Source organism: Abditibacteriota bacterium (genome assembly GCA_017552965.1).
Lineage (GTDB): Bacteria > Armatimonadota > UBA5829 > UBA5829 > UBA5829 > RGIG7931.
The window spans coordinates 1-16,568 of the sequence record JAFZNQ010000054.1; the positions used below are offsets into that span (position 1 = coordinate 1).

A 16,568-nucleotide genomic window follows, 5' to 3' on the forward strand; every position below is an offset into this window, starting at 1 on the left:
CCCGGCCCCCCTTCGGAATTCATCCCCATGTGGCAGCAGTCGGTGAAGCCCTACCTGCTGAGGGAGTTTCCCCCGGAAAAGTCTCTCGTCAGCGCCATCCTCCGCATATACGGGGTGGGCGAGTCGGCTGTGGCCTCCCGGTTGGGGAGCCTGCTCTCCGGCTCCGAGCCTTCCATGGCCACCTATGTGGGAAAGGGGGACGTGCTGGTGCGGGTCACCGCCTGTTCTCCGGAAGCGGTGGCTGACGGTATAGCCCGGGTGAGAGATATATTCGGCCCGGCCCTGTATTCCGAGGACGGCTCCTCCATGGAGGAGACGGTGGTGCGGCTGGCCGCCGCGAACAACAAGACCCTGGCCACCGCCGAGAGCTGTACCGGCGGTCTGGTGGGCAAGCTGCTGACGGACGTGGCCGGCAGCTCCGCCGTGTATTCGGGAGGCGTGGTGAGCTACTCCAACTACTGCAAAAACAAGGTGCTGGGAGTGCGGCAGGACACCCTGGACTCCGTGGGCGCCGTGAGCCCCGAGACTGCCCTGGAGATGGCCCTGGGAGCCAGGAAGCTCCTGTCGGCCGACATAGCCGTATCCCTGACGGGCATAGCCGGCCCCGGGGGCGGCACTGCCGAAAAGCCCGTAGGGCTGGTGTATATGGGCGTGGCCACAGGCGCCGGGGTCCGGACGGAGGAGCTGCGCTTTGCCGGCTCCAGAGACAACGTGCGCCTCAGGAGCGCCATGGCAGCCCTGAACGCCATGAGGCTGGCCCTCACAGACCCACGATCATGATCATAGAGACAAAAGGCGACACCATCACTCTCAACGGGGTGATAGACAAGAATATCTGGCCTGCCCTGCAGGCCGCCGTGGCGGTGCTGCTGAAGGACCATCCCGCAGGCATCATCATTGACTGCGGCTCCATCACCCGCATCACTCCCGCCGGCATAGGCACCTTTGCCTCCGCCTTCAGATATATCACCCAGAAAAATGCGGGCATCATATTCGTGTCCGCCTCGGAGGAGGTCATCAGTCTGGCCCGGGCCACCGAGGGAGTGCGTTCCAAGATGCCTGTGGCCGCCGACGTGGAGGAGGCCAGGCATTCCCTGAGCCTGAGAGAGACCGTCATCCGGAAGCTGGGAGGCAAAAACAATATAGTCGTGCCTCTCACCGACGGCTGGCAGACGGCCCTGGCCTACGCCGTCAGGCTGCGAAAGGGCAAGGAATACAGGTATCACGCCGCCGCCCTCATCAGGCTGCCCCTGTCTCTCAGCATATACCACCCCATGCCCGCCGAGGAGCAAAAGGCGGAGAAGGATCTGGACAAGGCGGAGGACATGGTGGAGGGCTTTGGGGAGACCGTGTGCAGACGCTACACCCTGAGGGTGCGCAACGCAGGCGATATTTTCCACAGGTTCCCCGACGAAAGGACCCGTTTTCTGCTGCCGGACGCCGCTCTGGGCGCCGACAGACAGAGCCGGGGCCCGGCGCTCATGGATCTGCTGCGCTCCCGGGAGCATACGGTGGAATTGTTCAGCGTCAAGGGGGCCTCGGACCCGGACAAGATAAAAAGGGTGATGACGGTGTATGACCCGGGCCTCAGACAGATACTTGCCGACTGCGAGCAGCTGGCGAGGGTGGCCGACGAGCCCAGGGTGGAGGTGACGGTGGTGTTTGCCGAACAGGTGCCCCGGAGCATGGACATTGCCGCCGCGGCCCCTCCGGAGGCCTTTGGCCGGGCTCAAAAGGAGCTCAGGAGCATGTGCGCGAGGCTGAAGCACGTAGAGGCAGGGCTCACCTTCCTGCCGGTGCGCAGCTATGCGTCGGACGTAGCCGCCCTGGCGGAAAAGGAGCAGACCGAGCTGTTCGTCATCCCTCTGGAGACCTCGCTTCCCGTCCACAGCCAAAAGCTGCAGCTGGCCATGAGCCTCTACTACTCGGAGATATGCTCCCTGTTCATCCCGAGGGTATGAGTGGACAACCCGGCCGAAAATAGGTATAATATATTATAGCAGAAACAACAAGAGGTGATCTGGTTTGGATACAAGTGATTTCAAAAACGGGATCTCCATCGTAGTGGACGGAGATATCTGGACTATCGTGGAATTTCAGCACGTCAAGCCGGGCAAGGGCCCCGCTTTTGTCCGCAGCAAGCTGAAGAACGTGAAAAACGGCAAGGTGGTGGAAAAGACCTGGAGAGCCGGCGAGAGAATGGATCAGGCCTTCATAGAACGGGGTCCTCTGACCTACAGCTATCAGGAGGGGGACGAGCTCTATTTCATGGACGAGGATTATGAGCTCAAGAGCGTGCCTGCCGAGGTCCTGGGCGACGGCATCAAGTATCTGCAGGAAGGCATCGAGGTCATGGCCCTCTATCATGACGGCAACCTGCTGTCCGTAGAGCTGCCGGTCAATATCACCTCCACCGTGGTGGATACAGAGCCCGGCGAAAAGGGCAACACCGCTTCCGGCGGCTCCAAGCCCGCCACTATCGAAACCGGCGCCGTGGTCAACGTGCCCTTCTTCATCAACATAGGGGACAGGATCAAGGTGGACACCCGCACCGGCGAATATATGGAACGGGTGAAGGAATGATACCATGAGCGCGCAGGAAACACGCAAGCCTCCCGTCAAGGAGAAGAGTCATATACAGGAATACGTCAGCGCCGCCGGCTATTGGGTCTTCCGGGTAGCCGGAGCCGTCTTCTTTATGAGCTTTTTGTATCTGATAGTAGTCTACTTCGGTCAGAACGTCCGTCAGATAGGCTCCATGCAGCCCGCAGATCAGGTGTATTTTTCCAACGTCCTCAAATACGTCACCCTGATATGCTTCTGGTCCGGTGTGCTGTCGGTGATCAGCTCCGCCGTGGCCTTCTTTCTGGACTATACCTACGGGCAGTTCATCTTCGTGCTGGGCATAGCCTTTTCCTACGGACTGCCGTATCTGCTGTATTATTACACCCCGCAGAGCGACTATTCCAGAGTGTTTTATTATCTGCCGGGCGACCCCAATCCCCATTACTTCCTGAACGAGTTCAACGCCATGTATATCAAGCTGGGCTATCTGATGCTGGCGGTGGGCGCAGTGCTGCTCCTGAGAGAGCTCGTTCTGGAGATAAAGGACGCCAGCGAAAAGAGCCGCAAGACCAAAAAGCAGACCCGGAGCAAAAAGAGCCTGGACCTGGGGATCAACGTCCACTGCTGGGACACCAGCTTTTGCGCCGCGGAGGTCAAAAACGTGTGCCCCGCCTTTGCCGCCAAAAAGAATTGCTGGAAGATGGGCACCGGCTGCTGTGACGAGTCGCTGCTGATGCTCAGCATGGCCGGCAGCAAAAACAAGTATTCGGACAGGCTGAAGGATATGCTCAACCCCCACTCGGCGGAAGAGCGCAGGACCAGGACCTGCAGGACCTGCCACATATACAACGCCCATCAAAAATACAAGTACAGAGCCTTGCTGCCTCTGGTGGTGCTGTTTTCTCTGGGCATAGGCTACCTGTGCTACAAGCCTTTGTTCAACTACTTCCAGAAGGCCATGATGGAGGCGGACAAATTTGCCAGCTTCCTCATCAACAACAATCAGCTGTTGATGGACACCCAGGCCAAGCTGGTGGGCTTTGTGATGTTTGCTGTGGTGATGGCCGTGCTTGCCATGACCGCGGCGGGCGTGTCGCTGCTCAACTATCTGATCTTCAAGCTGAAACTGTAGGTGCGTTATGAATATTGACAGAGCCGAAGAGCTGGCCGAGCTGCTGCGCGGATCCGGCTGCTCCCAGCTGACAGTGAAGGAGGGGGATACCCTCATCCGTCTGAAAAAAGCCCCCGCCGGCCGCCGGGCGGCGAAAGAGGCGCCGGCAAAGCAGGCCCGCCCCGCCGACAAGACCGTCGAGGTCAGGTCGGATATGGTGGGCATGTTTACCTTTGCGGAGCCCTTTGCCCCGGGCGCCCGGGTAGAGGCTGGCAGACTCATCGGGCACATCAAGTCCTTTTCCATAGTCAACGACGTGCTGGCTCCCTGCGACGGAGCCATAGCGGAGATCCGCTGCGAGGACGATGCTCCCGTGGAATACGGTCAGGTCATTATGATCCTGAAAACAGGTGGATAATCATGAACAACGAGCGAGGCTTTTCTTACGTGGCCCTGATCTTTTCCCTGGCTATCATTGCAGTGCTGGTGGCGCTGATGATGGGCGGCCTGGGCAAACAGAAGCCGGATACCATGACGGACTGGTCCAAGAGTGAAAAGCAGACCACATACGGGCAGGCCATGGACGCCGCCCAGGCTGTCACCTGCCAGAACAATCTGGCCCAGGCGCGCAACGCCATCAATATGTATCTGCAGTCGGGAGAGACGCCTCCCGCAGACATCAAGGGGCTGAACCTGCCGGACTCCTGCACCAAGTGCGCAGTCAGCGGCGAGCCCTACGTCTATGACCCTCAGGCGGGCAGGATATCCTGTCCCACCCATACCGGCTTTTAGCGAGGTGCTGTGTGTTTAAGAAGATACTCATCGCCAACCGGGGCGAGATAGCGGTGCGGGTCATCAGGGCCTGCAGGGAAATGGGCATCAAGTCTGTGGCCGTGTATTCGGAGGCGGACAGAGAGTCTCTCCACGTCAAGCTGGCCGACGAGGCCATCTGCGTGGGTCCCGCCATGAGCAAGGACAGCTATCTGAATATGCCCAACATCCTGAACGCCGCCCTCTTTACCGGCGCCGACGCCATACATCCCGGCTTTGGCTTTTTCAGCGAAAATCCGGGCTTTGTGGAGGCCTGCGACAGCTGCGGTCTGGTGTTCATCGGCCCAAGAGCCGAGACCATCGAGCTCCTGGGTGACAAGGCGAGAGCCAAGCAGACGGCCCGGGAAGCCGGCTGCCCAGTGATACCCGGCGGCGAAGGCATCCTGAAGAGCGAGCAGGAAGCGGCGGAGCTGGCCGAAAAGATGGGCTATCCCGTCAGGCTGAAGGCCACCGCCGGAGGCGGCGGCAGAGGCATCAGGATAGTCAACGTCCCGGACGACCTGTCCAACGCCTACAGAGTGGCGTCGGCCGAGGCCGAGGCTTCCTTTGGCAACGGCGATCTGTACATCGAAAAGGACGTGCTGGACCCCCGCCACGTGGAGGTGCAGCTGCTGGGAGACAAGCGCGGCAACTACGTATATCTGGGCGAAAGAGAGTGCTCCATACAGCGCCGCAATCAAAAGCTGCTGGAGGAATCTCCCTCTCCCGCCATAGACGACGCCCTCAGACAGAAGATGGGGGAGGCCGCCGTGGGGCTGGCCCGCTACGTGGGCTACGAGAACGCCGGCACGGTGGAATTTTTGCTGGACTCCCGGGGCGACTTTTACTTCATGGAGATGAACACCCGGGTGCAGGTAGAGCATCCCGTCACCGAATACGTGACCGGCGTGGATATAGTCAAGGAGCAGATCAGGATAGCCGCAGGCGAGGCTCTGTCGGTCCGGCAGGAGGACATCCGCATAGAGGGGCACGCCATAGAGTGCAGGATCATAGCCGAGGACCCCTCCAACAACTTTGCCCCCTCCATAGGCAAGATCAGGCTCTTCGTGCCCGCCGGAGGCCCGGGAGTGAGGATCGACACCCACATCTACGACGGATATGAGATACCTCCCTACTATGACGCCATGATATGCAAGCTCATAGTCCACGACAAGGACAGGCCCTCCGCCATCAGACGCATGAAGCGGGCCCTGTCGGAATTCTATCTGGAAGGCATCAAGACCAATATCGAGTATCAGCTGAAGATCATAGACAACGAGTATTTTGTAAAAGGGGATATCACCACCGGTTTTATTCCCAAAAGGATGAGTCGCTGAGTTGGCCGGAAAATCACAGGAACACAAGCTATACGCCGAGCGCCGGGCTGCCCGGGAGCTGGCAGCCAACATCATATACAGGCTGCTCCTCACGGACCCGGTGGACGAGCATTATGCCCGCCGGCTGCACCTCCTGGCCGAGGCTGCCGACAGAGTCCCTCTGCAGATAGGCTCTCTGCTGGGCGGGGAATGCTTTGGGGTATTCGGCCGGCTGTGCGGCATCCACAAGGCTGCTGTCAGAAAGGCTCTGGCCGCCGGCAGCGGCCCCGAAGAGCTGTCCCTGGCCCTTGACAGGCGTCTTGGACGGCTGACCTGCGGAGAGGTGCTCCGGGTCAGAAGGGACCGCAGGGAGGAGCCTTACAAGGTGTGCCCCGTGCACAAAAGGCTTTCGCTGACTCTGGCGCAGGAGGTCCTCGCGGACTGCGCCGGGGAGGACCGGCTGTCCGGTCCGGCGGAGGAGGTGTCCGCTATGCTGGACGACCCCGCCACAGCGGAGGACGCGGTGTTCGGACCGGCAGCGGACATGCTGGGCAAGGTGTCCGACAGAGAGGCCTCCAAGGCCCGCATCATGGATTACGCCCGTTTTCTGGCAGGGGGCGCCCTGCAGCTGCGGGAAGAGATAGACGGCTTCATCGCCGGCTTCAGCGACAAATACACCCCCGACAGGATACAGCCCAGCGTAAAGGCTTTTATACTGCTGGCGGCCTTTGAAGGCACCTCTGCGGAAGGGGTGGACTTTGCCGTGGCAGTCAACGAAGCTCTGGAGCTGCTCAAAATATACGCAGGGGACGACAGCGTCAGATTTGTCAACGCTCTGCTGCAGGACTATTACGATACGCGAAAGGACATATCACATGGCACAACTCCTTGACGGAAAAGCTCTGTCACAGACCATCAGAGGCGAGATACGGCAAGAGGTGGAGCGCCTCGCCGCAAAAGGGGTGACCCCCAGACTGTCGGTGATACTGGTGGGCTCCGACCCGGCCTCCGTCACCTACACCCGCATGAAGAAAAAGGCCTGCGAAAAGCTGGGCATGATCAGCGATCTCATCGTGTTTCCCGAGGACGCCCGTCAGGAGGAGATAGAGCAGAAGATAGACTCCCTCAACGCCGACCCCTCGGTCCACGGCATCATGGTGCAGCATCCGGTGCCCCGGCATCTGGACGAGCTGGCCATCCTTTCCCGGGTCAGCGTCGCAAAGGACGTGGACGGCATCAGCAGCCATTCTCTGGGCAATCTCTGTCTGGGGACCGCCGACTTTGTCAGCTGCACGCCTCTGGGCATAGTGACCATGCTGGAGCGCTATGATATACCCATAGAGGGCAAAAAGGCCGTGGTCATAGGCCGCAGCATCATTCTGGGCAAGCCGGTGGCCCTGGCCCTGCTGGAGCGCAACGCCACCGTGACCATATGCCATTCCCGGACCCGGGAGCTGCCGGAGATCATCGGACAGGCCGACATAGTGGTGGCCGCCATAGGCAAGCCCGAATTCATCAAGGGCGAGTGGATCAAGGACGGAGCCGTGGTGGTGGACGCCGGCTACAACAAGGTGGAGGGCAGAGACCACGACGTGGGAGACGTGGAGTATGAGGAAGCCGCAAAAAGGGCTTCATGGATCACTCCCGTTCCGGGCGGCGTAGGCCCCATGACCATCACCATGCTGCTGTGGCAGACCCTGAAAAGCGCCAAAAAGGCTGCGGGGGAACGGTGATGCATATACGCCCCTTTGAGCCCGGGGATCTGCCCCGCATGGCCGAGATATGGAACGAAATAGTGGAGGAAGGCATAGCCTTTCCCCAGGAAGAACTCCTTGACCCCGACGGGGCAAGGCGTTTTTTTAATGAGCAGAGCCGGGTGGGAGTGGCCGAGGATGAGGAAGGGATCTGGGGCCTCTATATCCTGCACCCCAACAACGTGGGCCGCTGCGGACACCTCTGCAACGCCAGCTACGCCGTGGACTCCCGCAGGAGAGGGCGGCGTATAGGCGAGGCCCTGGTAAAGGACTGTCTGATGCAGGCGAAGGCTCTGGGCTTCCGGGTGCTGCAGTTCAACGCGGTGGTGGCGACCAATATGCCTGCCAGACGCCTGTATGAGAAGCTGGGCTTTGTGCAGCTGGGAGTGATCCCCGGAGGCTTTCGGATGAAGGACGGCTCCTACGCCGACATATGCCCTTATTACAAGACCCTTTAACGAAAAAAGGAGATACTATGAAATACCTGCTCATGTTGTGGCTGGCGTCAGCGCTTGTCTTCCTTGGCAGCGGAGCCCGGGCGGGAGTGGTGATGTTTCCCCAGCCCTGGAGAGAGAGCGGAGCCAATCTGCGGGAGATGATAAACGATCCCGACGGCTGGAAGGAAAGCCGTGCGGGAGTGGATACCATCGGCTACTGGCCCTGGCTCATGCACGTATATCACCCGGCAGAGGAGCAGCGGCTCTTTTTTGACCGCCTGAGAGAGTGGGGCAAGCAGTTCTGCTTTGAGGTGCCGGTAGTGAAAGGGCACGACTGGTGCGGCACCCTGGAGCCTCTGAACGGCACTACGGCTTTTCGCTTTTATCTGGAGCTGGAAAAGGAATTCAAAAAGAACGGCCTTGCAAAGGTGGACTGCTTCGCCTTTGACGAGCCCGTGTATGCCGCCCTCGCGGTCATTCCTCACCAGATAGCCCAGGGGACCCTGACCATAGATGGCTATCGGCTGTCGGACGACCACAAGGTCCGTATGGACTACGGCCTCAGAGAGACTGCCAAATATATGAAGCATATGAGGGAGCGGTATCCCGATGCGAAATATATGGACATTGAGCCCTATCCCGCCATGAGCCTTGAGGCTCTGAAATACTCCGTGGACGGTCTTATCCGGGAGTGCGCCGCCCTGAAGACTCCCGGCCCCGACGCCCTGCGGATAGACGTGGATTGGGCCGCTATGGAAGCCGGCCTCCTGGAGGGCAGTTGGAAAGAGGTAAAGGAACTGGCCGAATACGTCCGCTCAAAGGGCATGGAGTTCAGCCTCATCTACTGGGCGGCGGACAAGCCCCGGCTGGACGACAGGGGCATAGACAAGCCTCTCCAATGGTATGCGGGGGTGCTGCACATGCTGGGAGTGACCAAAACTGCAGGACTTGAGCCCGACGAATACGTGATGGAGAGCTGGATACATATGCCGGGCCGTTTCGGCCCCGAGACGGACAACACTGCTTATACGGGCTGCCTCAGGGACTGGCTGGAGCTTATTAAGAAATGATCCGTCAAAGCGGCTTCGGCCGCTTTGCCCGTTTTATGGGGAGGTGAGATATGGACAAACCGCTTGAGAAAAAGAAAAGTCCGTTCAAAAACTATTGGCTGAGGGCTGCCGGAGTATGCCTGCCGGTCATCATTTTTATGTGGACTGCCGGCCTGAGCAGCCCCAGAAATATGGGACACAAGATGCTCTCTGCAGGCTTAATGAGCGTTTATGCCGTGATGAAGACCTGCGAGGGAATAGTCGGCCTGGCTGAAAGATATGTTCCTAAAAAGCATATACCGGATATGAGGATATATGATACCGATGTTTTCAGATACGCCTATTATACGGTTTACAGACACCGGCTCCATTACGGCTACGGCAGCTTTTTCCATAACGGCGGCGTAGTCCGGTATATGAACATGCAGGACGTGCCGGAACGCTTCGTCAATGAGTATCTCAATAGCTGTACTGCCTTTGAAATGAAGCATAAGCCGTATAAAAAGACTGTTGTCGGGGACGGACTGACTCTTGTTGAATACAATATCAACGACGCCATCAACGAGTATTATTCCCGTCCCGGGTGGAGGATCGGGAGAAATGACGATTTCGGGATCCTGCACGTCCTTCTGGACGGTGTCAGAGTCGTCTGGTTGTCGGGCAGAAGCCGCCTGGTTAGCGCGGAGCGTAATGAGAACGGCTATTATATCATTACAGACAGGGGCGCCGGATTCGTTGCAGAAGAAAAGGGCAGATACGTCTGCGATTATTACTTAAAGGGAAGCGATATGCATCCGGGGAGCAAAATTGCCGCAGCGCGGATGCTCGACGGCAATACTGCCCGAATAGAGTATAAAAGCGGCGGCGTTGCCCACTGGAGGATCAGGCTGTCAAAAAGAGACTGCGTCAGAAATATCAGAGCCAACGCCGGCGAGAAGTGCGGGGATTATCATAAAGCCTCGGCTTCGATAGTCTGGCATAACGATCGGTTGACCGGAAGTAAGCTCCTTTATGCCTGGGACATGAATCCGGATACCTCCGTGGAGCCGGAATACAAATAAGGATCATTCCGGACTGTAAGCCCTGAAAGCAGCCGGAGGCGGACAGGCATCCGCCTCCGGCTTTTGCTTTTGACCGGCGCCGCTGTGATATAATAATATCGGGAGACCCGGGCCGATCCGGCCCCGGCTGTCAAATATGAATGCAGGTGATCTATGAAACATTTGGCCGTTATTGTTATGCTCGTGTTGCTGGCATCCGGCATGGTCCGGGCCGGCGTAGTCATGTTCCCCCAGCCCTGGCGGGAGGGCGGCGCCAATATGCGGGAGATGATAAACGATCCCGACGGCTGGAAGGAGAGCCGGGCAGGCGTGGATACCATCGGCTACTGGCCCTGGCTCCTGGAACTGTATCACCCGGCGGAGGAGCAGCAGCTCTTTTTTGGCCGGCTGAAGGAATGGGATAAAAAACTGGATTTTGAGGTGCCCGTAGTCAAGGGCTACGAGTGGACTCAGACCAAGGCTCCGCTGGAGGCCGTCGCCGCTTACAGATTCTATATGGCACAGGACCGGCAGTTCAGAAAGAACGGTATGGAAAAGGTGGACACCTTTTCCTTTGACGAGCCGGTTTACGCCGCCCGGGTGGTCCTGCCCTCCCAGATAGCGGAGGGAAAGCCTGAGTTTCCCGGTTTCCGCCTGTCGGAGGACCCTAAGACGTATATCGACTACGCCTGCCGCCAGACGGCCCTTTTTATGAAGCTTATGCAGAAGGAATACCCGGACGCCCGTTACGTGGATATCGAGCCCTATCCGGGGCTCAGCCTGGAGGAGCTGAAATATACGGCGGACGCTCTCCAAAGGGAGTGTGAAAAGCTAAGGATAAAGGAGCCGGACGCCCTGCGGATAGAGATAGAATGGTCCACCGTAGAGGCCGGGACCAAAGAGGGCAGCTGGCAGGACATCAGGAAGCTCTGCGATCACGTGCGCTCAAAGGGCATGGAGTTCAGCTTTATCTACTGGGCGGCGGACAAGGCCCTTATAGACCCTCTGGGAGTGGAGCTGCCGCTGCAATGGTATTGGGGAGTGATGCACAATCTGTCCGCGGCCAGAATAGCGGGCATAGTGCCGGACGAATTCGTGTATGAAAGCTGGATACACATGCCCAACCGTTTCGGCCCCGAGACGGACAACACTACCTATACCGGCTGCCTCAGAGACTGGCTGAGCATGATAGGAAAATAGACATCGCGGCATTATTACGCCGGCGGCACAGTGTCTGCAGCCGGCCTTTTGCGTGGTGATATGTGCTATAATAATAACCGGATAATGCGGCTTTTGCCGCAGAGAAACTGTGCGAGGTTGTTTGTGTTCAGGATAATGATCATGTTCTGTGCCCTTGTCCTGCTTTTATGCGGGACCGCCGTGTATTCCGCAGACAGAAATTATGTGGTGCAGAAAACGCGGGAGGACGCCGGATCCCGGCTGGGCGCCTTTATATCCCTGCGTGTGGCAGAGAGCTGCGCGGACGCCCACCCCGGCTACGCGGTCTTTGACGCTGCCGGCAGACAGGTGTATCCCGTCCCGGGGACGGTCTTTCCCCGATATGCCCTTTCTCATGAACAGCTGGTAAAGATAGCCCGGCTCTGTCAGCAGGAGCAGGGGAGCGTGAAGGGAGCAATGGCAGAAGCCTCCCTGATGGCCAACCAGCTGGAGACCGATGCTTCCCGCCGTGAAAAATACGGAGAAGGGGCTGACGGTCTGTACAACTGGGTGCGGAACGGCGGGTGGTTTTACAGGTCAAAATATTATATGGACAACGGCAAGCTGAAGGAAGCGGTGCTGGAAGGAGTGAGGGACGTGCTCGTAAACGGCCGCCGCACTCTGCCCCTCTTTGTGGACGAGCACGACTGCTTTTCGGACATCGAGTCCATTTCGACAGGCAAGGTGAAGCACAGAAAGCACTACGTAAAGGGAGAGACCCTGGTCAAAAACGTATACGGCTCCGTATATACTTTCTGGTGCTTCCCGGACGCCAAGGCCGACCCTTTTGGATATACCGATGAGGCCGTGAAGGCCGTAAAGGAAATGGGGGGCCAGGGACCCGAAGAGCTGCTGAAGACCGGGGAAGGAGAATGATGAAAAGGCTTATCGTTTTTGTATGCGCGCTGTCGGTTCTCGCCGGCGCTTGCTTGGCAGAGGTCATAATGTTCCCCCAGCCCTGGCGGGAGGGCGGCGCCAATCTGCGGGAGATGATCGCCGATCCCGAGGGCTGGCAGGAAAGCCGTAAGGGCGTGGACACCATCGGCTACTGGCCCTGGCTCATGGAAAGAGATCAGGACGCGGAGTCGCAAAAACGGTTTTTCCGCTGCCTGAAGGACTGGAACAAAAAGCTGCAGTTCGAGGTGCCGATCATCAAGAGCTTTGGCTGGAAGGAGGGCAAGCCTCCCCTTGACGCCGACGAGGCCTTCGCCTTTTATATGGCCCAGGACCGCATGTTCAAAAAGAACGGTCTGGTGAAGGTGGACTCTTTTTGCTTTGACGAGCCCGTATACGCCGCCCGGGTGGTGATACCCGCCGATATCGCAGGGGGCCAGCCTCCGGTGCCGGGCTTCCGCATGTCCGATGACCCCAGAGTGTATATAGACTACGCCTGCCGGGAAACGGCAAAGTTCATGAAGCTGATGAAGAAGGAATATCCCGAGGCCAGGTATATGGATATCGAGCCCTATCCTGCCCTGAGCCTTGAAGAGCTCAAATACAGCGTGGATATCCTGAACCGGGAGTGCAAAAGGCTCCGGATCAAGGGGCCCGACGCCCTGCGGATAGACGTGGACTGGGGCAGCATGGAAGCGGGAGTCCTCTCCGGCAGCTGGGCTGAGCTTGGGGAGCTGGCGGGATACGTGCGCTCCCGGGGTATGGATTTCAGCCTCATCTACTGGGCCGCAAATCAGCCCTCCGGGGACATATCCATGCACTGGCGCAACGGGGTCCTGCATATGCTGGACTGCACGGAGAAGGCCGGCCTGAAGCCGGACGAATACGTGCTGGAAAGCTGGATACAGATGCCCAACGCCTTCGGTCCGGAAACTGATCAGACAGCCTATGCCGGCTGCCTCAGGGACTGGCTGAAGCTGATAAAGAAGTGACGCAGATAGGAGGGGAATATGTCAGAATGTCCGTTTTGCGGAAAAGAGCTGCCCGAGGAAAGCGGGCTTTGCCCGAAGTGCGGCAGAGAGCAGGCAGGGCCTGCGGAGAATGACGCTGCGGAAGACACAGCCATCCGGGAGGCCCTGCTCGGAAATCATGCGGCAGAATACATCGGAAAGTTTGACCGTATGGCAGCGGCCCGAAATCCCCTGTCCTGGAACACGGCGGCCTTTTTCTTCGGAGCCCTGTGGATGGCCTACCGCAGGCTCTACGTCCAGGCCCTGTGCTTCACCCTGCTGGGGGCTTGCGTGGGCTGGAACGTGACCGACCTTACTCTGTCTGCGGCTCTGACCGTCGCCCTGGGGCTGGTGGCCGGGGTCTTCGGCAACAGGATATATATGAGCGCAGTCGGCGCCCGGGCGGCAAAGGCCCGGACCCTGCAGGGAGCCGCCCGGGAAGCCTACGTAAAAAGAAACCGCCCGAGCCTGTGGGGGGTCCTCATATTTCTGGCGGTCCTGGCGGCCATCCTCTTTGCCGTGCTGTGGTATGCATCGTCGGATTGACGGCAAAAGCCCTTCTGCCTGTGAGGCAGAAGGGCGTATTTTTGTGTGGGCGGACTACAGGTCGGACACCATTTCTATGGTCTCGGCTATGGCCTCGTCCAGAATGCGGAGAGCCGTGTCTATCTCCTCCCGGGTGACGATGAGAGGCGGCTCCAGCCGGACCACTCTCGGATTGTTGAGGGAGTAGGCGCAGAGCAGGTCCCGCTTGCCGCAGGCGGCTATGAGCAGAGAGCCGATGTCCTCGTCCTCGAATTCCAGGCCATACACCAGTCCAATGCCCCTGGCGTCCTTGATCCAGTCGGGATAACGGGCCTGCAGGGCCTTGAGGCCCTCAAAGAGCTGGGCTCCTCTTTCCCGGCAGTTGTCTATGACCCCCAGCTTTTTGGTGGTCTCGATGGCCGAGAGCACTGCGGCGCAGGCCAGAGGGTTGCCGCCGAAGGTGGTGGAGTGCATAAAGGGATTCTGTCCGAAGAGGGCATTCCACACCTTTTCGTTCGCCGAAAAGCCTCCTACGGGCATGACTCCGCCTCCCAGAGCCTTGGCCATGGTGATGATGTCGGGGACGATGCCCGAGTGCTGGCAGGCAAACCACTTGCCGGTCCTGCCAAAGCCGGTGCGCACCTCGTCCACTATGAGCAGGGCGCCCTTGTCCCGGGTGATGCGGCGGACGGCCCGCATATATTCGTCGTCGGCCACGTTGACGCCGCCCTCGCCCTGGAGCGCCTCCAGAATCACTGCGGCGGTGTCTTCGTCCACAGCCTTTTCCATGGCTTCGACGTCATTGAAGGGCACGCAGCAGGTCTCCTGCAGCAGGGGCTTGAAATGCTGCTTGTACACCTCTCTGCCCGAGACAGACAGACCGCCGTAGGTCTTGCCGTGAAAGCCGTTGACGCAGCTCACGTATTTGGGGCGGCCGGTGGCGATCCTGGCAGCCTTGAGAGCTCCCTCCACTGCCTCCGTGCCGGAGTTGCACAAAAAGGTGTAGCATATGTCTCCGGGCAGCACCTCTGCCAGGGCCTCGCAGGCGTCTGCCAGCTCGGTGGACAGGAAAAAGTGGCTCTTCAGGGCCTCCTTGTCCAGCTGGGCTCTGACGGCGGCCACCACGTCGGGGTTCCTGTGGCCCAGGCTGAAGGCGCCGTAGCCTCCCACGAAGTCCAGAAAACGTCTGCCGCTGATGTCATATATATAGCAGCCCTCGGCCCGCTCCTCGGGCACCGAAAAGCCCGAAAACTGCAGTATGTTGGCGTATGCCGGGTTGACGTATTTTCTGTATTTGGCAATGGTTTCGTCCGATATGCGTTCGATGTCTGTCATTGGTCCTGTCCTGTGTATTCCGGCCGGGGCCGGTGTGTCTATCGCTGTTTTCTCGTGCGCCTCGCAAGCTCCACTCCGTGGGCCAGTATGCCGATAGCCTTGTTTTCTATCTGTCTGATGCGCTCTCTGGTGAGCCCGAATTCCCTGCCCACCTCTTCCAGGGTGCGGGGCTTTTGTTCCTCTGTCCCGCAGCGCATGAAGAGGATGCGCTTTTCCCGGTCGGTCAGGAGATACATATGCTCCTGGGCCAGACGCGCGTACCGGTCATAGTCTGCGACTTCTCCGTTCAGCCGGCGGGCTACCTTGACTACCAGCAAGGGGGAGTATTTCGCGTGCATGTCATTGGTCTTGTCGTTCATCTTGTCGTTTCGTGTCCTCTTATTGGAGATATTCCTTCAGGCTCTTGTTGTAGGATTCTCTCTGCAGCTTCTTGATGGCCTTTGATTCTATCTGTCTGATGCGCTCTCTGGTCACGTTCAGCTTGCGCCCCACCTCCTCGAGAGTGCAGGGGTTGCCGCCGTTGAGGCCAAAGCGCATGATGATCACTTCTCTCTCCCTCTCCGTGAGCATGTTGAGGGCCTCTTCCACCTTTTCCTTGAGCACCGAGTTGTTGGTGGCGTCCTGAGGGGATATGGTGACGTCGTCCTCTATGAAGTCCGACAGGTGGGAGTCTTCCTCTTCGCCGATAGGCGTCTCCAGACTCAGGGGCTCGGGAGCGATCTTGATGATCTGGCTCACCTGTTCGTCCGTGAGGTCCATAGCCTTGGCTATCTCCTCCAGAGTCGGCTCTCTGCCGTTTTTCTGCTGCAGACGGGAGCGGGTCTTGGACATCTTGTTGATGGTCTCCACCATGTGCACCGGTATGCGGATGGTGCGGCCCTGATCCGCTATGGCTCTGGTGATGGCCTGCCGTATCCACCAGGTGGCGTAGGTGCTGAACTTGAAGCCTCTCCGGTAGTCGTACTTGTCCACCGCGCGCAAAAGACCTATATTGCCCTCCTGTATCAGGTCGGAAAATATCATGCCTCTGCCCACGTATTTCTTGGCGATGCTCACCACCAGCTTCAGATTGGCCTGCACCAGCTTGTCTCTGGCCGCCTCGTCTCCCTTGGCTATCTTGTGGGCCAGCACCATCTCGTGCTCGCTGGACAACACGGGAGTATTGCCTATCTTCTTCAGCCACATCTTGACCGTGTCGTCGGGAGGTATGACCTCCAGCTCCGACTCGATCTTGGTGTATTCGGTGGCTGCATCCTCCAGGTCGGCGTCATTGGGCTCCGCGTCGCTCAGCCTGTCCTGGCGGGACGCGGACTTCACACAGGAAATGCCCATTTTCTCCAGCCTGCCTATCAGGTCGCCGAGCACGTCCGGATCCGTGATCCTGGTGTTGCCCAGCAGCTCGTTGAGGCGGTCGTAGGTGATCTGCCTTACGTCCGGATCCAGGGAGTTGGATATCCTGAGGACCAGCTCGCCTATGTCATCTTTTTGTCTGCTCATATATAGT

19 protein-coding genes are annotated in these 16,568 nt (G+C 58.8%); 16 read left to right on the forward strand and 3 right to left on the reverse strand.

Annotated features, from left to right (window positions below; translation table 11 throughout):
* From IK083_05270 to IK083_05345, 16 genes are all read left to right on the forward strand, one after another.
* A partial coding sequence (locus tag IK083_05270) for a nicotinamide-nucleotide amidohydrolase family protein (GenBank protein MBR4748963.1) occupies window positions 1-780 on the forward strand: 780 nt, incomplete at its 5' end.
* Entirely contained in the window at window positions 777-1,961 is a 1,185-nt protein-coding gene (locus IK083_05275) for an STAS domain-containing protein (protein MBR4748964.1), read from the forward strand. The genes IK083_05270 and IK083_05275, both read left to right, overlap by 4 nt.
* Window positions 1,962-2,025: 64 nt before the next feature.
* Window positions 2,026-2,583, forward strand: a complete 558-nt coding sequence (gene efp, locus IK083_05280; GenBank protein MBR4748965.1) for an elongation factor P — start codon at window positions 2,026-2,028, stop codon at window positions 2,581-2,583.
* Between the two features lie 4 nt (window positions 2,584-2,587).
* Window positions 2,588-3,697 carry a hypothetical protein gene (locus IK083_05285; GenBank protein MBR4748966.1) on the forward strand — a complete coding sequence of 370 codons (1,110 nt, stop codon included), beginning with the start codon at window positions 2,588-2,590 and terminating at the stop codon, window positions 3,695-3,697.
* Between the two features lie 7 nt (window positions 3,698-3,704).
* Complete coding sequence (locus tag IK083_05290) at window positions 3,705-4,094, forward strand: hypothetical protein (protein MBR4748967.1); 390 nt, start codon at window positions 3,705-3,707, stop codon at window positions 4,092-4,094.
* A 2-nt stretch (window positions 4,095-4,096) separates the two neighbouring features.
* Window positions 4,097-4,468: a type II secretion system protein gene (locus IK083_05295; protein MBR4748968.1), complete on the forward strand. Its 372-nt coding sequence runs from the start codon at window positions 4,097-4,099 to the stop codon at window positions 4,466-4,468.
* A gap of 11 nt (window positions 4,469-4,479) precedes the next feature.
* Window positions 4,480-5,823: an acetyl-CoA carboxylase biotin carboxylase subunit gene (accC, locus tag IK083_05300; protein MBR4748969.1), complete on the forward strand. Its 1,344-nt coding sequence runs from the start codon at window positions 4,480-4,482 to the stop codon at window positions 5,821-5,823.
* Between the two features lies 1 nt (window position 5,824).
* The gene (locus tag IK083_05305; GenBank protein ID MBR4748970.1) at window positions 5,825-6,694 is read left to right on the forward strand and encodes a hypothetical protein; all 870 of its coding nucleotides are present in this window, start codon (window positions 5,825-5,827) and stop codon (window positions 6,692-6,694) included.
* Window positions 6,678-7,535, forward strand: a complete 858-nt coding sequence (locus IK083_05310) for a bifunctional 5,10-methylenetetrahydrofolate dehydrogenase/5,10-methenyltetrahydrofolate cyclohydrolase (protein ID MBR4748971.1) — start codon at window positions 6,678-6,680, stop codon at window positions 7,533-7,535. Before IK083_05305 ends, IK083_05310 begins: the two co-directional genes overlap by 17 nt.
* Window positions 7,535-8,014 (forward strand): GNAT family N-acetyltransferase, encoded by a 480-nt coding sequence (locus tag IK083_05315; protein MBR4748972.1) that lies wholly within the window; start codon window positions 7,535-7,537, stop codon window positions 8,012-8,014. Before IK083_05310 ends, IK083_05315 begins: the two co-directional genes overlap by 1 nt.
* Before the next feature lie 17 nt (window positions 8,015-8,031).
* On the forward strand, window positions 8,032-9,063 hold the full coding sequence (locus IK083_05320; GenBank protein MBR4748973.1) for a hypothetical protein: 1,032 nt from the start codon (window positions 8,032-8,034) through the stop codon (window positions 9,061-9,063).
* A gap of 170 nt (window positions 9,064-9,233) precedes the next feature.
* Window positions 9,234-10,103, forward strand: coding sequence for a hypothetical protein (locus IK083_05325; protein ID MBR4748974.1), 870 nt, complete (start codon window positions 9,234-9,236; stop codon window positions 10,101-10,103).
* 153 nt (window positions 10,104-10,256) lie between these two features.
* Entirely contained in the window at window positions 10,257-11,282 is a 1,026-nt protein-coding gene (locus IK083_05330) for a hypothetical protein (protein MBR4748975.1), read from the forward strand.
* Between the two features lie 141 nt (window positions 11,283-11,423).
* Window positions 11,424-12,176 (forward strand): hypothetical protein, encoded by a 753-nt coding sequence (locus IK083_05335; protein ID MBR4748976.1) that lies wholly within the window; start codon window positions 11,424-11,426, stop codon window positions 12,174-12,176.
* Between the two features lie 53 nt (window positions 12,177-12,229).
* Window positions 12,230-13,186, forward strand: a complete 957-nt coding sequence (locus IK083_05340) for a hypothetical protein (protein MBR4748977.1) — start codon at window positions 12,230-12,232, stop codon at window positions 13,184-13,186.
* Window positions 13,187-13,204: 18 nt separating this feature from the next.
* Window positions 13,205-13,750 carry a DUF2628 domain-containing protein gene (locus IK083_05345; protein MBR4748978.1) on the forward strand — a complete coding sequence of 182 codons (546 nt, stop codon included), beginning with the start codon at window positions 13,205-13,207 and terminating at the stop codon, window positions 13,748-13,750.
* A 54-nt stretch (window positions 13,751-13,804) separates the two neighbouring features.
* On the opposite strand, the gene IK083_05350 is transcribed toward IK083_05345, so the two are convergent.
* From IK083_05350 to rpoD, 3 genes are read right to left on the reverse strand one after another with little or no spacing between them, the layout of a single operon-like run.
* Window positions 13,805-15,064 (reverse strand): aspartate aminotransferase family protein, encoded by a 1,260-nt coding sequence (locus IK083_05350; GenBank protein MBR4748979.1) that lies wholly within the window; start codon window positions 15,062-15,064, stop codon window positions 13,805-13,807.
* Between the two features lie 38 nt (window positions 15,065-15,102).
* A complete protein-coding gene (locus IK083_05355; GenBank protein ID MBR4748980.1) occupies window positions 15,103-15,423 on the reverse strand; it encodes a hypothetical protein in 321 nt (106 codons plus the stop codon).
* 19 nt (window positions 15,424-15,442) lie between these two features.
* Window positions 15,443-16,561: an RNA polymerase sigma factor RpoD gene (gene rpoD, locus IK083_05360; protein ID MBR4748981.1), complete on the reverse strand. Its 1,119-nt coding sequence runs from the start codon at window positions 16,559-16,561 to the stop codon at window positions 15,443-15,445.
* Window positions 16,562-16,568 lie beyond the last annotated feature (7 nt).

Bases quoted from the DNA above. Each gene is read 5' to 3' on its own strand.
- IK083_05295 (MBR4748968.1), top strand. From the start codon at position 4,097: ATGAACAACGAGCGAGGCTTTTCTTACGTGGCCCTGATCTTTTCCCTG.
- IK083_05345 (MBR4748978.1), top strand. From the start codon at position 13,205: ATGTCAGAATGTCCGTTTTGCGGAAAAGAGCTGCCCGAGGAAAGCGGG.
- IK083_05275 (MBR4748964.1), top strand. From the start codon at position 777: ATGATCATAGAGACAAAAGGCGACACCATCACTCTCAACGGGGTGATA.
- IK083_05290 (MBR4748967.1), top strand. From the start codon at position 3,705: ATGAATATTGACAGAGCCGAAGAGCTGGCCGAGCTGCTGCGCGGATCC.
- IK083_05310 (MBR4748971.1), top strand. From the start codon at position 6,678: ATGGCACAACTCCTTGACGGAAAAGCTCTGTCACAGACCATCAGAGGC.
- IK083_05335 (MBR4748976.1), top strand. From the start codon at position 11,424: ATGTTCTGTGCCCTTGTCCTGCTTTTATGCGGGACCGCCGTGTATTCC.
- IK083_05325 (MBR4748974.1), top strand. From the start codon at position 9,234: ATGGGACACAAGATGCTCTCTGCAGGCTTAATGAGCGTTTATGCCGTG.
- IK083_05315 (MBR4748972.1), top strand. From the start codon at position 7,535: ATGCATATACGCCCCTTTGAGCCCGGGGATCTGCCCCGCATGGCCGAG.
- IK083_05330 (MBR4748975.1), top strand. From the start codon at position 10,257: ATGAAACATTTGGCCGTTATTGTTATGCTCGTGTTGCTGGCATCCGGC.
- IK083_05320 (MBR4748973.1), top strand. From the start codon at position 8,032: ATGAAATACCTGCTCATGTTGTGGCTGGCGTCAGCGCTTGTCTTCCTT.
- rpoD (MBR4748981.1), bottom strand. From the start codon at position 16,561: ATGAGCAGACAAAAAGATGACATAGGCGAGCTGGTCCTCAGGATATCC.
- IK083_05355 (MBR4748980.1), bottom strand. From the start codon at position 15,423: ATGAACGACAAGACCAATGACATGCACGCGAAATACTCCCCCTTGCTG.
- IK083_05285 (MBR4748966.1), top strand. From the start codon at position 2,588: ATGAGCGCGCAGGAAACACGCAAGCCTCCCGTCAAGGAGAAGAGTCAT.
- IK083_05350 (MBR4748979.1), bottom strand. From the start codon at position 15,064: ATGACAGACATCGAACGCATATCGGACGAAACCATTGCCAAATACAGA.